Raw genomic sequence first — 15,106 nt, forward strand, 5'->3', positions numbered from 1 at the left:
GCAGCAGCTGCGGGCCTGGTGGCCCGGTAGAGGTGGCGGGTGCTCTCCCCGCCGCCTTACGAGCGCGCTGCGCGGCCGCGGAGGCTCGGTGTCCAGGGCGGCCAGAGGCCGTCGGCGAAGCCGATGCGAAGCACCCTTGACACTGAGGGCGGCCGTGCTCAGCTCCGGGCCGCCAGGCCCGCCCCGCCGCAGGCGGGTCCATCGGCGGTTCCTCGGCCCGCGCGGCCGTGAGCGCGATGTCGACCGGCTCGTGGCCCGTCGCCCGTCTGACCAGCGCAAGCCCCTTCGCAACGTCGGCGGGTCCTGGCACCCTGGCTGTCGTGCGCGTGACGGAGGCCGACATCGCCCGCATCCCGGCGGGGAACCTGCGGGTGTCCCGGGCGGAGTTCGTCGCGCTCTGGATCGCGGCCGAGCAACTCTGCGACGAGCAGGGCGGGCGCGGCGTCACCGACTGGTACGCGGCCGGCGTGGCCGCAACGTGCGAGTGGCTCGCGGCCGCGGTGTTCCGTCCGGCGACCGGGCCACAGCAGGACGCGGTCTCCCCCGTCACCGGCCGCAGCGCCCGCGCCTACGAGGAGCTGATCGAGGCGGAGTGCGTCGCCGCGGAGCGGATGCTGGCCCGCCACCCTCAGCCCCCGACGATGCGCCGCCGGCCGGGCTGGGTTCCCGGCATCACTGCGACCCTGCGGTGGGCGTGGCTCGCCAGCGGCCGCGCACCACTGGCCACTGCGGGTCTCGACGCCGGCTGATCGTCACCACGCGGTGTCGTCCCGTTCGAGCGCGGGGTCGTCGTCGAGGAAGGCCGCGTCCTCGGTGCCGTAGTCGTCGACGTGCCAGCGGGTCAGCTGCTCGATGTGAGCGGCCTCGGCCTCCCGGGCGGTGTCGGCAGCCTCCCGCTCCCTGATCACGTGCAAGGCCCGCTGCGCCCGGCGGATCGACTCCGCCGTCTCGTCGCCTGATGGCACCCGTACCGCGTCTTCCGCCGTCGGCGCCGGCTCCGTGGCGGCGAGCTCGCGGACGTCGTCGACCTCCTCGCGCGTCTGCTCGCGCTCGACGTCGTCGAAGTGCTCGGGGATCTCGCGGTACCGGTCCTCGGCGCGCATCGCATCGTCGTGGGCGGTGATCCATTCATCGGCGGTGATGTCCGGCTCTCCCGGCTCCCTACCGGCCTGCCGGGCCGACAGCTCGGCCGATGCGCGATCGGCCGCAACACGGGTGGCCGCGGTGTGCACCAGCCAGCGGGCGCGCGCCATGTCGGCAGCGTCGAGTTCGGCCGCCTGGCCGTCGAGCAGTTGTGCGAGCGCGGTCGCGTCCGCGGCCTCGCGCAGCAACCGCGCGCGCTCGTCGCCGCTCGTGTTCTCCGCTTCCGCGGTGCGGAGCGCTGCCGTCCCGCGGTGGGTCTCAGCAACCCGCCGGGTGGCGGCGAGCTCGTTCGCGACGTACCGCGGCGCCCACGCCTTCTCCCGCTCGTAGGCCCGTACGCGCATGCGCAGCCGTCCGTCCGACATCTCCAGCTCGTCACACTCGGCCTCCGGTCGTCCCAGCGCACGCCAGGCCGCCCGCCACGACGCGTAGTCCTCGGTCTGCCCCGGCTTCGGGACGGCACCGAGGGCGGTCGCGTTGTCGTCGTGGCCGCTGGCCTCTCGGTGGGCGGCGACGGTCCCGACCCGCCACTCCCACACCGCCCGCTCCTGGCCCGCGGCCGGCGGCATGCCGAGCGCCTCGACGGCCCACTGCGGTGGTTCGTCGGCGAGCTGGGCGCCGAGCTCGTCGCGGCGCTCATCGGCCGCGGCGGCGAGGGTGTCGAGGTACTGCTGCCAGTCGGGCTCGTCGACGCGCGGGACGCGCTCGGCGAACGAGTCGCCCGTCGGGTCGAGCCGGAGCCCTCCGGCGATGCGGTGGTGCAGGACGTTCGTGAGCTGACGGGCGTCGTCGAGATCGCGTGCGGCGACGGTGTCGCGCAGGACCTGCTCGGCGTCGGCCCCGCTGAGCTCGACGCGGCGCAGCAGCCGCGCGAGCGTCGTGGCGCCGTCCTCGGCGGCGAGCGTGGCGCGCTGCTGCGGCGTGAGCAGCTCGTCGTCGACGAGCCGGTCGAGCCAGCGCGCGGTGCGGCCGGCGGTGGCGATCTCGATCGCATCGGTGAGCAGCTCGGCGGGGGTGCGCACGGACCGGTTCTCCTCGGCGGACTCGGTGGCCGTCGCGAGCGCCGACTTGCTGGTCTCGCCCGCCTCCAGGACCCCCGCGAGGACGGCGGTAGGCGAGCGGCGCAGGACGTCACGCGCACCGCCCTGCGCGGGGTCGTCGGGCATCGCGGCTGTGGTGACGTGCGCGGTGTTCGCCTCCCGGCCGCGGCTCATGCCGACGTAGAACGACGCCGCGCCGGTCGTCCCGGCGACGACCGTGTGACTGGTGTCGACGGTGCGGCCCTGGCCGGCGTGCGCCGTCGACGCGTAGGCGAGAGCGACGTGCGCGGAAACGTAGGAGCCGGGGAGCGTCATCTGCTCGCCCAGCTGGTCGCCGTTGTCGTCACGTCCGACGATGGGCGCGACCAGCAGGCCGCCGTCGGCGCGAGTGTCGAGCACGCGATAGGTCTCGCGGTTGATAGGGCCGCGCCGGTTGCCCTCGACGCCTGCGAGGTTCCATCCGTTGAGACGCGCCTGCACGACGTCACCGACCCCCGCGTAGGTGCCTTCCAGCTCGAGCGGCACGCCTTCCTCGGCGACTCTCCCCAGTCGGACCAGCTCCGCGCGCAGTGACGCGGACAGGCGCGCGGCCTGCTCGTTGGTGTCGACGACGAGCAACGTGCTGCGGCCGGCGAGGGTGTCGGCGAGCCATCCCCTGGCGGCGGACTGCTCTGCCACCTCCGTCGTTCCGGCGTCGATCAGCCGGCCCTGCTTGTGATACTCGCCGAGCACCGTTTCGTCGCCCTCGCGCAGGCGCAGTGACGCGTCGCGCTCCCACTCGTGCGTGAACCGGCGGGCCTCGGCCAGCTCGTAGCGGGCGCCGGCGTTGGCGAGCAGCTCCATCGCTCCCCCGGCCCCGACGGCGGCGAGCTGGCGGTGGTCGCCGACGAGCAGCAGCTTCGCGCCCGCGTCGTCGACATAGCGGTGGACGGCGGCGAGGTCTGCGGTCGCGGCCATCGCGGACTCGTCGATGACGACCAGGTCGTCGGGCCGCAGCCGCCACGCGATGTCCTCGCCACCGCGGCCCCCGGCGAGCCGCTCCTGCGTACCCAGCCAGCGCGCGATGTTCGATGCGCGCAGTCCTTCGCCCGCCAGAACGTCGGTGGCGATCTGGCTGGCGGCGAGGCCGAAGACGCGGCGTTCGGGCCCGCCCCACAGCGCCGGGTCCTCCCACGCCTTCGCGAGCGTGCCGACCACGAAGGACTTCCCCGTCCCCGCGGGGCCGACGAGCGACTCGATGCGGGCTCCGGACGTGAGCACTCCGCGCACGGCGGCGGCCTGGTCGGCGCCGAGCTCGATGCCGGACGCGGCGAGCTCGGCGACGAACCGCTGAGCGAGCTCGGGTGGCAGGGCCGGCGCGCCATCGCGTGCGGCGGCCTCGACGAGAGTGCGCTCGCTGTGCACGTGATCGGGCGTCGCGTAGAGCAGCGACCCGGGCGCGCGGTACGCCGTGTCACCGTTCGCGAGCCGCAGCTGTGCGGGCACCTCGTCCTCCCCGGGGCGCCGCACGGTGAGCTGTGAGGCGCAGTCGAGCGCTGCCTCGGTGAGGGTGTCGAGCAGCTGCGCGATCTGGTCGTCGGTCAGGTCACCGAGTTGGTCGGGCAGGGCGTCGGAGATCGCGCGCGTCAGGTCGGGCGCGTACCAGGCGGACTTGCGGCTCTGGACGTCGGCGAGCGCCGTCTCGAGGACGGCTGTGGGCGACCAGGTGTCGACCGACGGCTGCTCCCCAGCCATAGCCAGCACGGAGTCGGCGACCTGGGCCAGGCCGCCGTCGATCTCGGCGTGCAATGCGGCGTCCCAGCGTTCGAGCATCTCCTCCCGGGTCTCGCCGTCATGGGTCTTCGACCGCCTCGTCGCGAGCGTCGCCTGCCGGGCGAGCCGGACCAGCTCCAGCGAGTTCGGCTGGCGGCCGAACTTGGCCTCGAACGCCGCGGCGAGCTGGGCACCCTTCTCGGTGACCTGGCGACGACGGGTGCTGAACAGGTCCATCGCCTGCTGCGAGACCCCGACGATCTCGCGGGACTTCCCGTCGGGTCGGGTCGCGGCGAGGACGCCGAGGGAGCGCGTGAGGCGGGCGACCACGGTCCGCTCCCCGACCGCGGACGCGGCCGGGCGCCAGCGGCGCAGGCTGCGCCCGTCGAGGGTGCGCCAGGTCCCGTCCGGCCCCTGGACGCGGTTGAGGACGCCGTTGTGGATGTGCAGGTGCGGGTCGAGCTCGCGGTTGTCGTGCTGGAAGAACGAGGCGACGACCCACTCGTGCGCGTCGACGTAGCGGCCGCCGGCCCCGCCGTGGTGCCCGACGCGGGAGTAGCCGGCCTTCTCGGTGAGGTAGTCGAGTGCGGCGTTGTTGCCTGCCCAGATCGCATCCTCGACGGCCTCCCGATGTGCGGCCCACGCCGCGGCGATCTCCTCCTCCCCCGCGGCCCGCGCCTTGGTCTCCTGCGCCTCGAAGGCCGTGTGCATCACCGTGATCGACTTCGGGACGTTCAGCGTGACGTCCGTGAACGCGACGTTGTGCCGGGCCTGTTTCCCCGCCGCGAGCCGCAGCTCGGCGCGGCGTTCAGCGGATGCGTCCGGCTCGGCGTCCAGCGCGCGGTTGTACAGCTCCTCCTCCGTGGCGTAGCGACGTCCGGTGTGACCGAGGGTGGACGCCTCATCCCACTGCGACGGGTCGCGGAACCGCTCGTCGCGCGGGTCGATGAACCGTTCGTACAGCGCGGTCATGTCCTGGTGGTCGACGAGCCCGCGCAGGCCGAGCGCTTCCGCGCCCCGGCCGTACCAGCGCCCCGGAGGCTCTCCGGCGGCGACCGCGCCCGTGTAGTAGTTCTCTCGACCCGTCGCGACGGCGTCGAGCAGGTACGCGGCGGAGTGCCCGGAGGAGATCGTCAGCATGGCTGCGGCCCGCCGTTCGTCCGCGTCGCCGAAGGCGGCGCGACGCACCATCGGATCGTGATGCAGAGGTGTGCTCTGCAGTTGTCCTTGTTCGTGGTCGGTCGTCGTGTCGCTTCGTCGTGGGGTCGAGTCGTGCTGGTCGTCGTGGTCATGGCTGAGTCCTGGTGATCTCGTCGGGTGCTACGAGGTGGAGTGCGGTGGCTCGGTTGCGGAGGGCCTTGAGTGCCTCTCCTGCGGTGCCTCGGGAGACGTCGGCGAGGTCCATGAGCCGGGTGACGGTCGGGAGCTCGCCGTACTCGTGGGCGTGGCGCTCCGCGGCCGTGCGGGCCCGTTCACCGGCCGGGGCATCGGACGGCCGCCGTCGGGCCGCAGGCGCCGGATGTTCAGCTGGTGAGGGCTGTACGACGTCCGGCTGTACGGCGGGCGCGGCCTGTACGGCCGGCTCGACGAGCAGGTACAGCAGGTGCGCGACGACCGCCGCCGCGACGGCCGGCCACGCGCCGACGCCGAACCGCAACGAGGCGGGCGCGACGGAGTCGACACCACCGGCGAGGTAGCTCGCCTGTGCGAGCCCGGACAGGCCGGCGGCGAGGACGACGACGGTCCACGCGTACCGGCGCGCACCGCCGTCGAGCCGGGCCGTGGCCGCGTAGGCGACGAGCGCGAGCCCGTCGGTGATCAGGGGGTAGATCCACGCCAGTCCGGAGGGCACGCCCGCCGCGGCGGCGACCTCGAAGAGGCCGTGCGCCGTCACGACGGCCGCTCCGACGGCCACCAGGAGCCCGGGAATCCAGATCGCGCGGGCAGTCAATTCGGGCCACCCGGTGAGGCGAGGTGCTCGGCGGTGGGCTCGGGCCCCCGGCCGGCCCGGTCGTGGGCCCACCACGCGGCGATGTCCCCGACGGCGTCCGGGCGCCGGGAGACGAACGACGCCCGCTGCCGGTCGGGCCGGTCGAGGTGCACCTCCAACGAGCACGTCCCCGCCAGGCCCTTGACCCGCCGCACGACGCCGGGCCGGTACCGGTCGTGCCAGTCGGCGACGAGCGCTACCGACGCCTTCTCTTCCTGGTACGCAGCGAGCCATGCCCGCATGAGCCAGAGCAGTTCCTCGACGATGTCCGGATGCCACAGCCAGCACTCCGGCAGCGCAGTCGCGGCGTCGGTGTACCGGAGCAGGACCATCGCGACCCATGCGTCCAGTTCGGCCAGCAACGAGCGGGTGACGTCCGCGTCCTCAGGCGCGACGATCCACGACGGCATCGCCCCCGGCTTCGGCGCGACGGTGAGGTCTCGGACCTGGGCGCCGAGCTCGGCGGTGAGGCGAGCGAGATCGGCGATCCGGCCCGGCAGCGGGTCGACGGCACGGCGTAGCGCCTCGACCTCGCTCGCGAGTCCGGCGACTGCTGCGGCACTGGCCGTCTCGGGGTCGCTCACCGCGACCTCCGAGCAACCTCACGCGCGCTGCGGACGCGCCGCAGCACCACCACGACGATCGCCGCCGCCCCGACGGACCAGGCGATGACGACACCCGCTGCGGGCCAGGCCGTCGCGACGAGGGCGAGCAGGCACAGCACCGTCAGAGCCACGGCCATCCGGTCGACTTCGGCTTCGCGCGGGCGACGGGCCGCGCAGCGGCTCACCGGTCCCACCGCTTCGCGACCGCCGGGCTGTACCCCGTCCAGCGCAGGTCGTTGTCCGTGCGTACCTCGGACGCGGTCTTGCTCAGGTGCGGGCTGAGCTCTGCGAGCGCCGCCGCCGTCCAGTCGAGTGCGTCCGCAGCCCAGGCCCGGGCTGCGCACCGGCGCTTCGCCCACGTCGTCGCGCGGACCACCGCACGGACGTCACGCCGCTTCCAGGCCATCTGAACCCGCCCGATCGCGGGCGGCATCCCGCGTCGGATGACGACCGCCCGGCCGGCAGGCAGTTGCGCGACCTGAGCCGGGGAGAGCACAGCGACCCTGTGGGCGGCCGTCGAGTGCAGGTCCCCGTCGCGGCCCCACGTCGGTGCATCCTCGTAGCGCTCGCCGGTCAGGCCGGAGTACGCGGCGAGATCGTCGGGATCCCGCGTTCCGCCGTAGATCATCAGTGTGGCGGCGTTGTTGAGGATCGCGGCCGCGCCGACATCACCCCAGCGCTGGCGCAGCTGGGCGCGCGACTGCGCGGCGATGTGGATGGTGACGCCCCGGCCGCCCATGTCAGCGGTCCAGTTGTCGAGCGGGATCGGGCAGATCAGTGCGGCCTCGTCGAGCGCGAGGGTGAGCGGCGGGTCGAGCCGCCCGCCCGGCTTGTGGCCGGCGATCCGGCGCGCCTCCCGCGCGATGTGCCCGGTGAGCGCGGTGACCAGCGGCGCGACCTGCCCGTCGTCGGCGCCGAGCATGTAGACGGTGCCTCGGAGGTCGAGCAGCTGATCGACGTCGAACGCTCCCCCGGTCGCCGCCTCCGCGGCGGTGGAGTCGGAGAGCCAGCCGAGCGCGGGCATGATCGTCGAGCAGATCGACGACCGGGTCCGCTCGTTCGTCCCCAGGAACTGCTGGGCGTCGAGCTCGAAGGCCGGCTCGGGCGAGTGCCGCAACGCCCGCTGGACGTCGCCGCTCGCAGCGTCGGGGTCGGCGACCCAGGACAGGACGTCCCGCATCGTCGCCCCGCCCACTGCCGCGGCGTGGAGCAGCGCGGCCAGGACGCGCCGGGCCTGTTCCTGCCAGAACTCCATGTCTCCGGCCCGGCCGGTCGCCGCGACCCCGGCGAGCAGGTCGGATGCCCGCGTCACCGCCGTCCGAGGATCGGCACAGCCGGAGATCGGATCGAAGGTGATGGTGGACGCCAGCCCGCCGAGACCGCTGGGGTTGAAGACGTGCACCGGCCCGCACAGCGAGCGGATCGGCCCGGTGAGGTAGACGAGATCGGTCCGGGTGCTCGTCGCGATCACGGCGCCGGGCGCCTCGACGACGCGCCCGGCGAGCTCGCCGGTCTTCCCGGTGCGCGGGCCGCCGATCCGGATCGTCACGTCCTCGGCGGACGACCAGATCCGCAAGGCCCCGACCCGTGCGAGAGCAGTCGCGAACTCGGTCGTCGGGACGAAGGGCCGGCGCCACCGGGGCACCTGCGCGAAGCTCGGCCGGACGATCGTCGCGCGGCGGCGGACCGCGATCCACGACGCGACGCGGAGCAGGGCCCACGGGCTGGCTACTCCGTCGTTGCGGCGCGAACGGCGCGACCACCGCTGCACCTGGCCGGCTGACCCGCCGTGGCGACGCCACAGGACGATGCCGAGCAGGAGCAGGATCAGCGCGCCGACGAGGACGAACCCCGTCGCGACGCGGGTCGCGTTCACATCGATCGGCCGCCGGAGCCCGGCCGCGCCGATCAGCACGAGTCCGACGCCGACCGCTGCCACCTTGGCGAGAGCACGACCCCGCAGCGCGCGGGCGCTCATGCCGCACCTGCTCGGTGCAGGGTGTCCGGCGCCTGCGCAGCGGCGTGGCGCCGCCAGGAGCGCGCGGAGACGCGAGCGTGCGCCTGGGCGACGAGCGCCGCCCGCCACATGAGTCGCGACCGGGTCGTCTCGAACAGAGTCGCCCAGAGCCATGCCTCGTAGTCGAACTGGTCCGCGAGCAGGTGCGAGCGGGCCGGTGACGCCTCCGTCCGCAGCAGCCGCTCACGGTCGCGGTAGAGCTCGTCGAGCTCCGCCTCGATGGTGCTCGTGCGGGGCGGGAGGATCGCGGTCATCGCCGCACCACCGCCCAGCTAGCGGCGTCGACGACGCCCTGCTCTGCGACGGTGGCATCGACCATCGCCTCGATTGCTTTCGCCGGGACGATGAGTCGTCCGCGGATCCGCATGGCCGGGAACTCGCCGTCTCGGATCGCCCGGTAGAGCGTCACCGCGGAGGTGCCGATCAGCTCGGCCGCCTGCGGGACGCTGTAGAAGAGCGGCGACGGTGCCACGGTGGCGATGTCCCCGCTGGTCGTTGGTGCTGTCATCTGCTGCCTCTTCTCCGAAACGGCCTCGGAATGTCAGGCCGTGGAGCTAGCGTCGAGGCGCATTCCTGATTGGACCCGGAAGAAGATTCCGGGGTCTCTCGTCGGCTTCGGGGGAGGTTGCAGTCCATGCGCGGGATGACCGAGACGATGACCATCGGCGAGCGCGTCGCGTTCTACCGGCGGCGCCGCGGGATGGCTCAGGTCGTGCTGGCCGGTCTCGTCGGCCGCACCGAGGACTGGCTCAGCCGAGTGGAGAACAACAAGATCGAGCTGGACCGATTGTCGGTGATCCGCAACCTCGCTGACGCCCTGGACGTCACGCTCGCCGATCTCGTCGCGGAGCCGGCGCTGCTCGACTGGACGTCCGACAGCGGCGTACGAACTATCCCAGCTCTACGCGCGGTCCTCATGAACTACGGGCTCGCGGTCCCGGCTCTCGCCGACGATTCCAGCGACGAACCGCCGAGCCTCGACGACGTGCAGCGCGCCATCGGCGAGGTCTTCGACGCCTATCAAGCGTCGCGGTACGGCTACGTCACGGGCCGGGCACCCTCCGTCTTGTCCGACGCGCTGCGCGCCTCCCGCGCGGCAGGCGCTGACGAGACGAACCGCGCCAGCGCCCTCCTCGCGCTCGCGTACCAGTCGACGGTGTCGGTATTGACGAAGCTCGGCGAGACCGACCTTGCCTGGATCGCCTCCGAGCGCGGCCTCTACGCCGCGCAAGCCGCCGACAACCCCGTCGTGCTCGGCTCACTGTTCCGCTGTGTTGCGCACGCGGTGCACTCAACGGGCCGGTTCCAGGACGGCGTGCGGCTGGTGCAATCCGCGGCAAACGTCCTCGAACCGCACATCGGGACCCGTGCCGAAGACGCCCTGGTCTCGGTCTACGGCACGCTGTTCCTGACCGGCGCCGTCGCTGCCGCCCGCGCCGACGACCGGGGATCGGTCACCTCGTTCCTCGCGGAGGCGGCCGAATGCGCGGGCCGGGTCGGCCGCGATGCGAACGCGATGTGGACCGCCTTCGGCCCCACGAACGTCGCCATCCACCGCATGACCGCGGCGATGGAGCTCGGCGACGTGCAGATCGCCGTCGACCTTGCTCCCCGCATCGACACCTCGAGGCTACCGGCCGAGCGGCGGGTGCGCCACGCGATCGAGACGGCCCGCGCCTACACGGCTCGTAACCGCCGCGACGACGCGCTCGGCGTCCTTCTGGACGCGGAGCAGCTCGCGCCCGAGCAGATCCGCCATCACGCGATCAGCCGGCAGCTCGTGCTGAGCTGGCTCCGGAACAACCGCGGCGCGCGAAGCGTGGCGCTTGAGCAGCTTGCCGGGCGCCTCCGCCTGGCCTGACCATTGCTCGTACGCTCGCCGTGTGTCCGACCCAAGCGAGTCTTTCGCGACCCCCCGCGTCGCCGCCGGCGCCCTGTTCTTCGACGAACAAGGCCGCATTTTACTCGTCCATCCCACTTATAAGGACACGTGGGACATTCCCGGTGGTTATGTAGAACAGGGTGAGTCGCCTGCAGCTGCGTGTCGACGCGAGCTGAAAGAAGAGCTAAACATCGACTGTACGCCCATTAAGCTGCTTGCTGTGGACTGGGCACCAAGCGATTCCGAAGGCGACAAACTGCTGTTCCTATTCGACTGTGGACGACTTGACCAAGCCCATGCTGAGATTCAGCTCGACGAGAACGAGCTTGACCACTGGGAGTGGGTTGATCTGAGCGTCCTCTCCGACTATGTGTCGGAAAGGATTAGTCGGCGCATCCACTCGACTGCCACCAGGACGGCACTTTATCTTGAGCACGGGCTAAACCCGACTCCACACTGACTCCCCCGACTCGTTCCGTCGATCTCACCATTCCGAGTCGTTTGCGCCGGCCGCGTCCAAGATCCACGCACCCAGCACGTTGCTATATTCGCGTTGAGCCTCAACGACCTGTTGATTGCCGTCTCCGACGGCGGTAACGCAGGTTTGTCCCTTGCGGGGGCGCCCCCCTTGACCTGCAGCTCTCCTTCTTGAGAACACATGAGGAAACTCACCTTGCAAGGAGCGGTTCTGGCTTCACCTCACTTCTCGCAAGCGCCACCAGCACGGGGACATCCGGCAGTCATTCGATTGCCATACCGTGCGGTTGCCTACCACAGCCAACAAGGAGGTCCGGACTCACGGGCGTGAGCATTTTCGACGGCTGACCCAACTCCGCAGGCTCAATGCCGCCGTTGCCGTGACTGGCTGCCTGAACCTCAGGAGCCCGGCGGCATTCGCAATGCCGCCGGGCTCTGAGCGATCAGCGCGTCAGCCCGGCCTCCTCGAGCAGCGTCCACACCGCGGAGGGCGACATCGGGAGCTCGACCAGACGCTCGGCGATCTCCGGAACGGCTGCCGCCACGGCGTTGGCGATCGCCGCCGGGGGCGGGATGATCCCGCTCTCGCCGAGGCCCCTGAAGCCACCCGGATTAAGGGCCGAGGGAGTGACCAGATGTTCCTGGACGATATCGGGGACGTCTTCGGAGAGCGGCAGCAGGTAGTCCAAGTAGGTCGCGGTGATGGGCTGGCCGGTGTCCGAGTAGCCCACCTCCTCCAGCAGGGCCGCACCGATTCCCATCGCGACCCCGCCGGTCATCTGTCCCTCGGCGACCAACGGGTTGACCACCACACCGGCGTCGTGGACCAGCCAGTAGCCCTCCACCGCCACCTTGCCGGTGTCGAGGTCCACCGCGACCTGCGCACCGTGAGTGGCGTAGCCGTAGGTGATGCTCGGTGGGTCGAACTCGGCGAGCTCGTCGAGTGCGATCGGGGCTGTCGGGTCCGTGAGGTCGCGCCCCCAGCCCATCCAGCCGCGATGGGCGATCTCCGTCCAGGCCACCGTCGCACCGGCGGGCCCGTGGAAGTCCGCTCCGTCGAAGGTGACGTCGCTGACGTCGACCTTGAGGTAAGCCGCGGCGAGCTCGTGCATCCGGGTCCGCATCCGGTCGGCGGCCTGCCACAGCGCTCCGCCGCCGAGCGGGAGACCACGGCTGGCCTGCGAGCCCATGTTCGAGTAGGGCGCGGTGTCGGTGTCGCCGAGCTGCACCTCGACCAGGTCCAGCGGCACCCCGAGACGATCGGCTGCGATCTGGGCGAGGGCCGTCTCGATACCCTGCCCGATCGAGGTGACGCCGGAGAACACCGTGACGGTGCCGTCCTCGTTGACCCGGATCCGGGACGCGTCGTAACCGCTCCAGTGGATGTTGAACATCTCGAGCAGCGCGCTGGGGGCAAAACCGGTGATCTCGGTCATCGACGCGAGACCGACGCCCCGCCGGATCCGGCTCGAGATCGGAACGGTCGTCGTCCGCTCCGCACCGATCGCCGCGGCCCGAGTGAGGGCCTCCGGATAGTTGCCGCTGTCGTAGGGCATCTGGGTACGGGAGACGAAGGGGAGCTCGTCGGGACCGAGCATGTTCCGCTCGCGGAGCTCGACCGGGTCCGCGCCCAGGACACGGGCGGCCTCGTCGACGAGGCGCTCTCGGACGTAGCAGGACTCCTGCATCCCGTAACCGCGGTAGGCCCCGGTCGGCACCGAGTTGGTGTACCAGGCGGTGACAGTGGCAGCCGCAAGCTCGAAGCGGTACGGCCCCTCGACCATCAGGCCGGAGACCTGGAAGGGGCCGGCCCCACCGGTGCCGGTGCTCGGAAATGCGCCGAGATCGCCGTGGATGTCGAGGTGCAGCGCGAGGAAGCGACCGTCGACGTCGAGCGCCAGCCTGCCGCGGGTCCGCTGCCCGCGGCCCTGGTAGGCCGCGATCAGGCTCTCGGACCTGTCTTCGATCCACTTCACCCGCCTGCCGAGCGTCTTGGCAGCCAGGCAGACGAAGGTCTCGTCAGGGAACAGCGATGTCTTCTGACCGAACGCCCCGCCGACGTCGGGGGCGACCACGTGCACTCGGTCCACCCGCAGTCCCAGCACCCGGCCGAGCTCCTGGCGGACCAGGTGCGGTACCTGGGTGCTGGAGATGACTTCGAGCCGTCCGGTACCGGGCACGTAGTCGGCGACGAGGCCGCGGGTCTCGAGGGAGTTGTGGCCGACCCGCGGGATAACGAACTCCCGGTCCACCACGGTCGCGGCACGGGCAAACACGTCGTGGAGGGACTCTGCGGGATCGCCGTAGTGCATCGACCCGACGCGGTTAGAACCCAGCTCGGGATACACCAACGGTGCGTCCGGGGCGGCGGCCGCGGCCACGCCGACAACGGCGTCGCGCTCCTTGAAGTCGATCTCCACCAGTTCGGCGGCGTCCTCGGCCATCGCCCGGCTGGTCGCGACGACCACGGCGAGCGGCTGCCCGACGTAGCGGATCTGAGTGTCGGCCAGCTTCACGTCCGCGACTTGCTGGCCGGGGATCAGCCACGGGTGCGGGATCGTCCCCAGAGCCGCGGTGACCTCGTCCGGTCCGAGCACCAGCGACACGCCCGGCAGGGCCAGGGCGCGGCTCGTGTCGACTGCGATGACCTCACCGCTGGAGACGGGGCTGCGGACGATCGCGGCATGCAGCGTCCCGACGTCGTCGATGTCGTCGACGTAGCGGCCATGGCCACGCAGCATCCGGTCGTCCTGCACCCGGGGAACCCTGGCGCCGATCCGACCCGCCAGGGCCGTCGCGGGTTGGACGTTCGGGGAGGTCTCGGTCGTCGGGGTGCTCATGCCTTCTGCCCTTCCTGCCAGGTCTCGCGGATCGCGGCGCGGATGCCGGAGTAGCCGGTGCAGCGGCAGACGTGGCCGCCGAGCACGACCTCCTCCGCGTGTTCGACGGTGTCGCCGTCACGCTCGGACGCAGCAACGCTCATCAGGATCCCGGGGGTGCAGAAACCGCACTGCAGCCCGTGGTGGCGCCGCATCGCGCCCTGGAAGCAGGAGAGCTCGTCTCCGTCGGCGAGCGACTCGACGGTCTCCACGGTCCGGCCGTCGACCTGGACGGCGAGCATGAGACAAGATCGGACGGCCTGCCCGTCGACCAGCACGGTGCAGGCACCGCAGACGCCCTGTTCGCACCCGACATGGGTACCGGTGAGGCCCCTGTCGTGCCGCAGGAAGTCGCTGAGCAGGGATCGGACCTCGACCTCGGCGGTTGCCGGGCTGCCGTTGACAGTGACGGTGATAGTGCGCGTGTCCGATGTCATCGGGTCTCCTCGAATCGGGCGGCGAGGCGGCGGACGAGGGTGCGCAGCAACCCGCGGCGGAAGGCAACCGTGCCGTGGTGGTCGGCCGGCGGGTCGATCTCCGCGGAGGCGGCCGCGGCGGCGTCCTCGACCGCCTCGGCCAGCGGCCGCCCGAGAACTGCCGCCTCGAGTCCGACCAGCCGAACCGGCCGGTCCGCCACACCTGCGGCGGCCGCGATCACCTCGGCGACCACCCCTGCCTCGGTGCGCACACCGAGACAGAGCCCGGCGAACGGGAAGTCCCCGTGCCGGCGGGAGATCTCGTCGTAGAAGACGGTCATCCCGGGTCTGCGAGGGAACTCGACCGCGACAAGCAGCTCGTCGGGCTGTTTCGCCGTGGTGAAGACGGTCTCGAAGAAGTCCGCGGCCGGGACCACCCGTGCCGCGCCGCGCGAACGCAGATGGATCCGTGCCCCGAGGGCCACCGCAACGGTGGGCATCTCGGCGGCTGGGTCGGCGTGGCAGAGGGTGCCGCCGAGGGTGCTGCGCACCCGGATCTGGGGGTGGGCCACCCGGGACGCAGCCTCGGCGAGGACGGGCATGGCCCCGGCGATCCCGGTGTCGTGCTCCACGGTCGCCAGCCGCACCGTGGCGCCCAAGGTCACCGCGTCGTCGGTGATCGTGATGCGGTCCAGGCCTGCTACCCGGTTGAGGTCGATGAGGACCTCAGGCCGGGCCAGGCGCATGTTCAGCAGCGGCATCAGGCTCTGGCCGCCGGCCAGCAGGGTTGCGTCGTCGGTGTGCTCGGCGAGCAGGGAGAGCACGTCGTCGACGGTCGTGGGATCGCGGTAGTCGAACGGTGGTGGTTTCACGGATGTCCTCCTTTGGGCGGGTACGGGCGTCGG

General features: G+C 71.9%; 13 protein-coding genes. 3 read left to right on the forward strand and 10 right to left on the reverse strand.

What is annotated here, in order from left to right:
- Window positions 1-320: 320 nt before the first annotated feature.
- The gene (locus H6H00_RS04635; protein WP_185720117.1) at window positions 321-749 is read left to right on the forward strand and encodes a hypothetical protein; all 429 of its coding nucleotides are present in this window, start codon (window positions 321-323) and stop codon (window positions 747-749) included.
- A 3-nt stretch (window positions 750-752) separates the two neighbouring features.
- Here H6H00_RS04635 and mobF read toward each other — a convergent pair whose 3' ends face one another.
- The 7 genes from mobF to H6H00_RS04665 form a co-directional block, all read right to left on the reverse strand.
- Window positions 753-5,126, reverse strand: coding sequence for a MobF family relaxase (gene mobF / locus H6H00_RS04640; RefSeq protein ID WP_255425574.1), 4,374 nt, complete (start codon window positions 5,124-5,126; stop codon window positions 753-755).
- 97 nt (window positions 5,127-5,223) lie between these two features.
- A complete protein-coding gene (locus H6H00_RS04645; protein ID WP_221775792.1) occupies window positions 5,224-5,886 on the reverse strand; it encodes a DUF2637 domain-containing protein in 663 nt (220 codons plus the stop codon).
- Window positions 5,883-6,509 (reverse strand): hypothetical protein, encoded by a 627-nt coding sequence (locus H6H00_RS31765; protein ID WP_221775793.1) that lies wholly within the window; start codon window positions 6,507-6,509, stop codon window positions 5,883-5,885. The genes H6H00_RS04645 and H6H00_RS31765 overlap by 4 nt, the downstream gene beginning before the upstream one ends.
- Window positions 6,506-6,667, reverse strand: a complete 162-nt coding sequence (locus tag H6H00_RS04650; RefSeq protein WP_185720119.1) for a hypothetical protein — start codon at window positions 6,665-6,667, stop codon at window positions 6,506-6,508. The genes H6H00_RS31765 and H6H00_RS04650 overlap by 4 nt, the downstream gene beginning before the upstream one ends.
- Before the next feature lie 44 nt (window positions 6,668-6,711).
- Window positions 6,712-8,508, reverse strand: coding sequence for a type IV secretory system conjugative DNA transfer family protein (locus H6H00_RS04655; RefSeq protein WP_185720120.1), 1,797 nt, complete (start codon window positions 8,506-8,508; stop codon window positions 6,712-6,714).
- Window positions 8,505-8,801, reverse strand: coding sequence for a hypothetical protein (locus tag H6H00_RS04660; protein WP_185720121.1), 297 nt, complete (start codon window positions 8,799-8,801; stop codon window positions 8,505-8,507). The genes H6H00_RS04655 and H6H00_RS04660 overlap by 4 nt, the downstream gene beginning before the upstream one ends.
- Entirely contained in the window at window positions 8,798-9,055 is a 258-nt protein-coding gene (locus tag H6H00_RS04665) for a helix-turn-helix domain-containing protein (RefSeq protein ID WP_185720122.1), read from the reverse strand. Before H6H00_RS04665 ends, H6H00_RS04660 begins: the two co-directional genes overlap by 4 nt.
- A gap of 135 nt (window positions 9,056-9,190) precedes the next feature.
- Here H6H00_RS04665 and H6H00_RS04670 point away from each other — a divergent pair, with 135 nt between their 5' ends.
- Together H6H00_RS04670 and H6H00_RS04675 are read left to right on the forward strand one after the other, a co-directional pair.
- Window positions 9,191-10,408 carry a helix-turn-helix domain-containing protein gene (locus tag H6H00_RS04670; protein WP_185720123.1) on the forward strand — a complete coding sequence of 406 codons (1,218 nt, stop codon included), beginning with the start codon at window positions 9,191-9,193 and terminating at the stop codon, window positions 10,406-10,408.
- A gap of 22 nt (window positions 10,409-10,430) precedes the next feature.
- Window positions 10,431-10,889 carry an NUDIX domain-containing protein gene (locus H6H00_RS04675; RefSeq protein ID WP_185720124.1) on the forward strand — a complete coding sequence of 153 codons (459 nt, stop codon included), beginning with the start codon at window positions 10,431-10,433 and terminating at the stop codon, window positions 10,887-10,889.
- Between the two features lie 460 nt (window positions 10,890-11,349).
- Here H6H00_RS04675 and H6H00_RS04680 read toward each other — a convergent pair whose 3' ends face one another.
- From H6H00_RS04680 to H6H00_RS04690, 3 genes are all read right to left on the reverse strand, one after another.
- Complete coding sequence (locus H6H00_RS04680; RefSeq protein ID WP_185720125.1) at window positions 11,350-13,662, reverse strand: xanthine dehydrogenase family protein molybdopterin-binding subunit; 2,313 nt, start codon at window positions 13,660-13,662, stop codon at window positions 11,350-11,352.
- Window positions 13,663-13,742: 80 nt separating this feature from the next.
- Window positions 13,743-14,222, reverse strand: coding sequence for a (2Fe-2S)-binding protein (locus tag H6H00_RS04685; protein WP_185720126.1), 480 nt, complete (start codon window positions 14,220-14,222; stop codon window positions 13,743-13,745).
- The gene (locus H6H00_RS04690) at window positions 14,219-15,073 is read right to left on the reverse strand and encodes an FAD binding domain-containing protein (protein WP_185720127.1); all 855 of its coding nucleotides are present in this window, start codon (window positions 15,071-15,073) and stop codon (window positions 14,219-14,221) included. Before H6H00_RS04690 ends, H6H00_RS04685 begins: the two co-directional genes overlap by 4 nt.
- Window positions 15,074-15,106: the final 33 nt, after the last annotated feature.

The sequence above is a fragment of the Pseudonocardia petroleophila genome (assembly GCF_014235185.1).
Lineage (GTDB): Bacteria > Actinomycetota > Actinomycetes > Mycobacteriales > Pseudonocardiaceae > Pseudonocardia > Pseudonocardia petroleophila.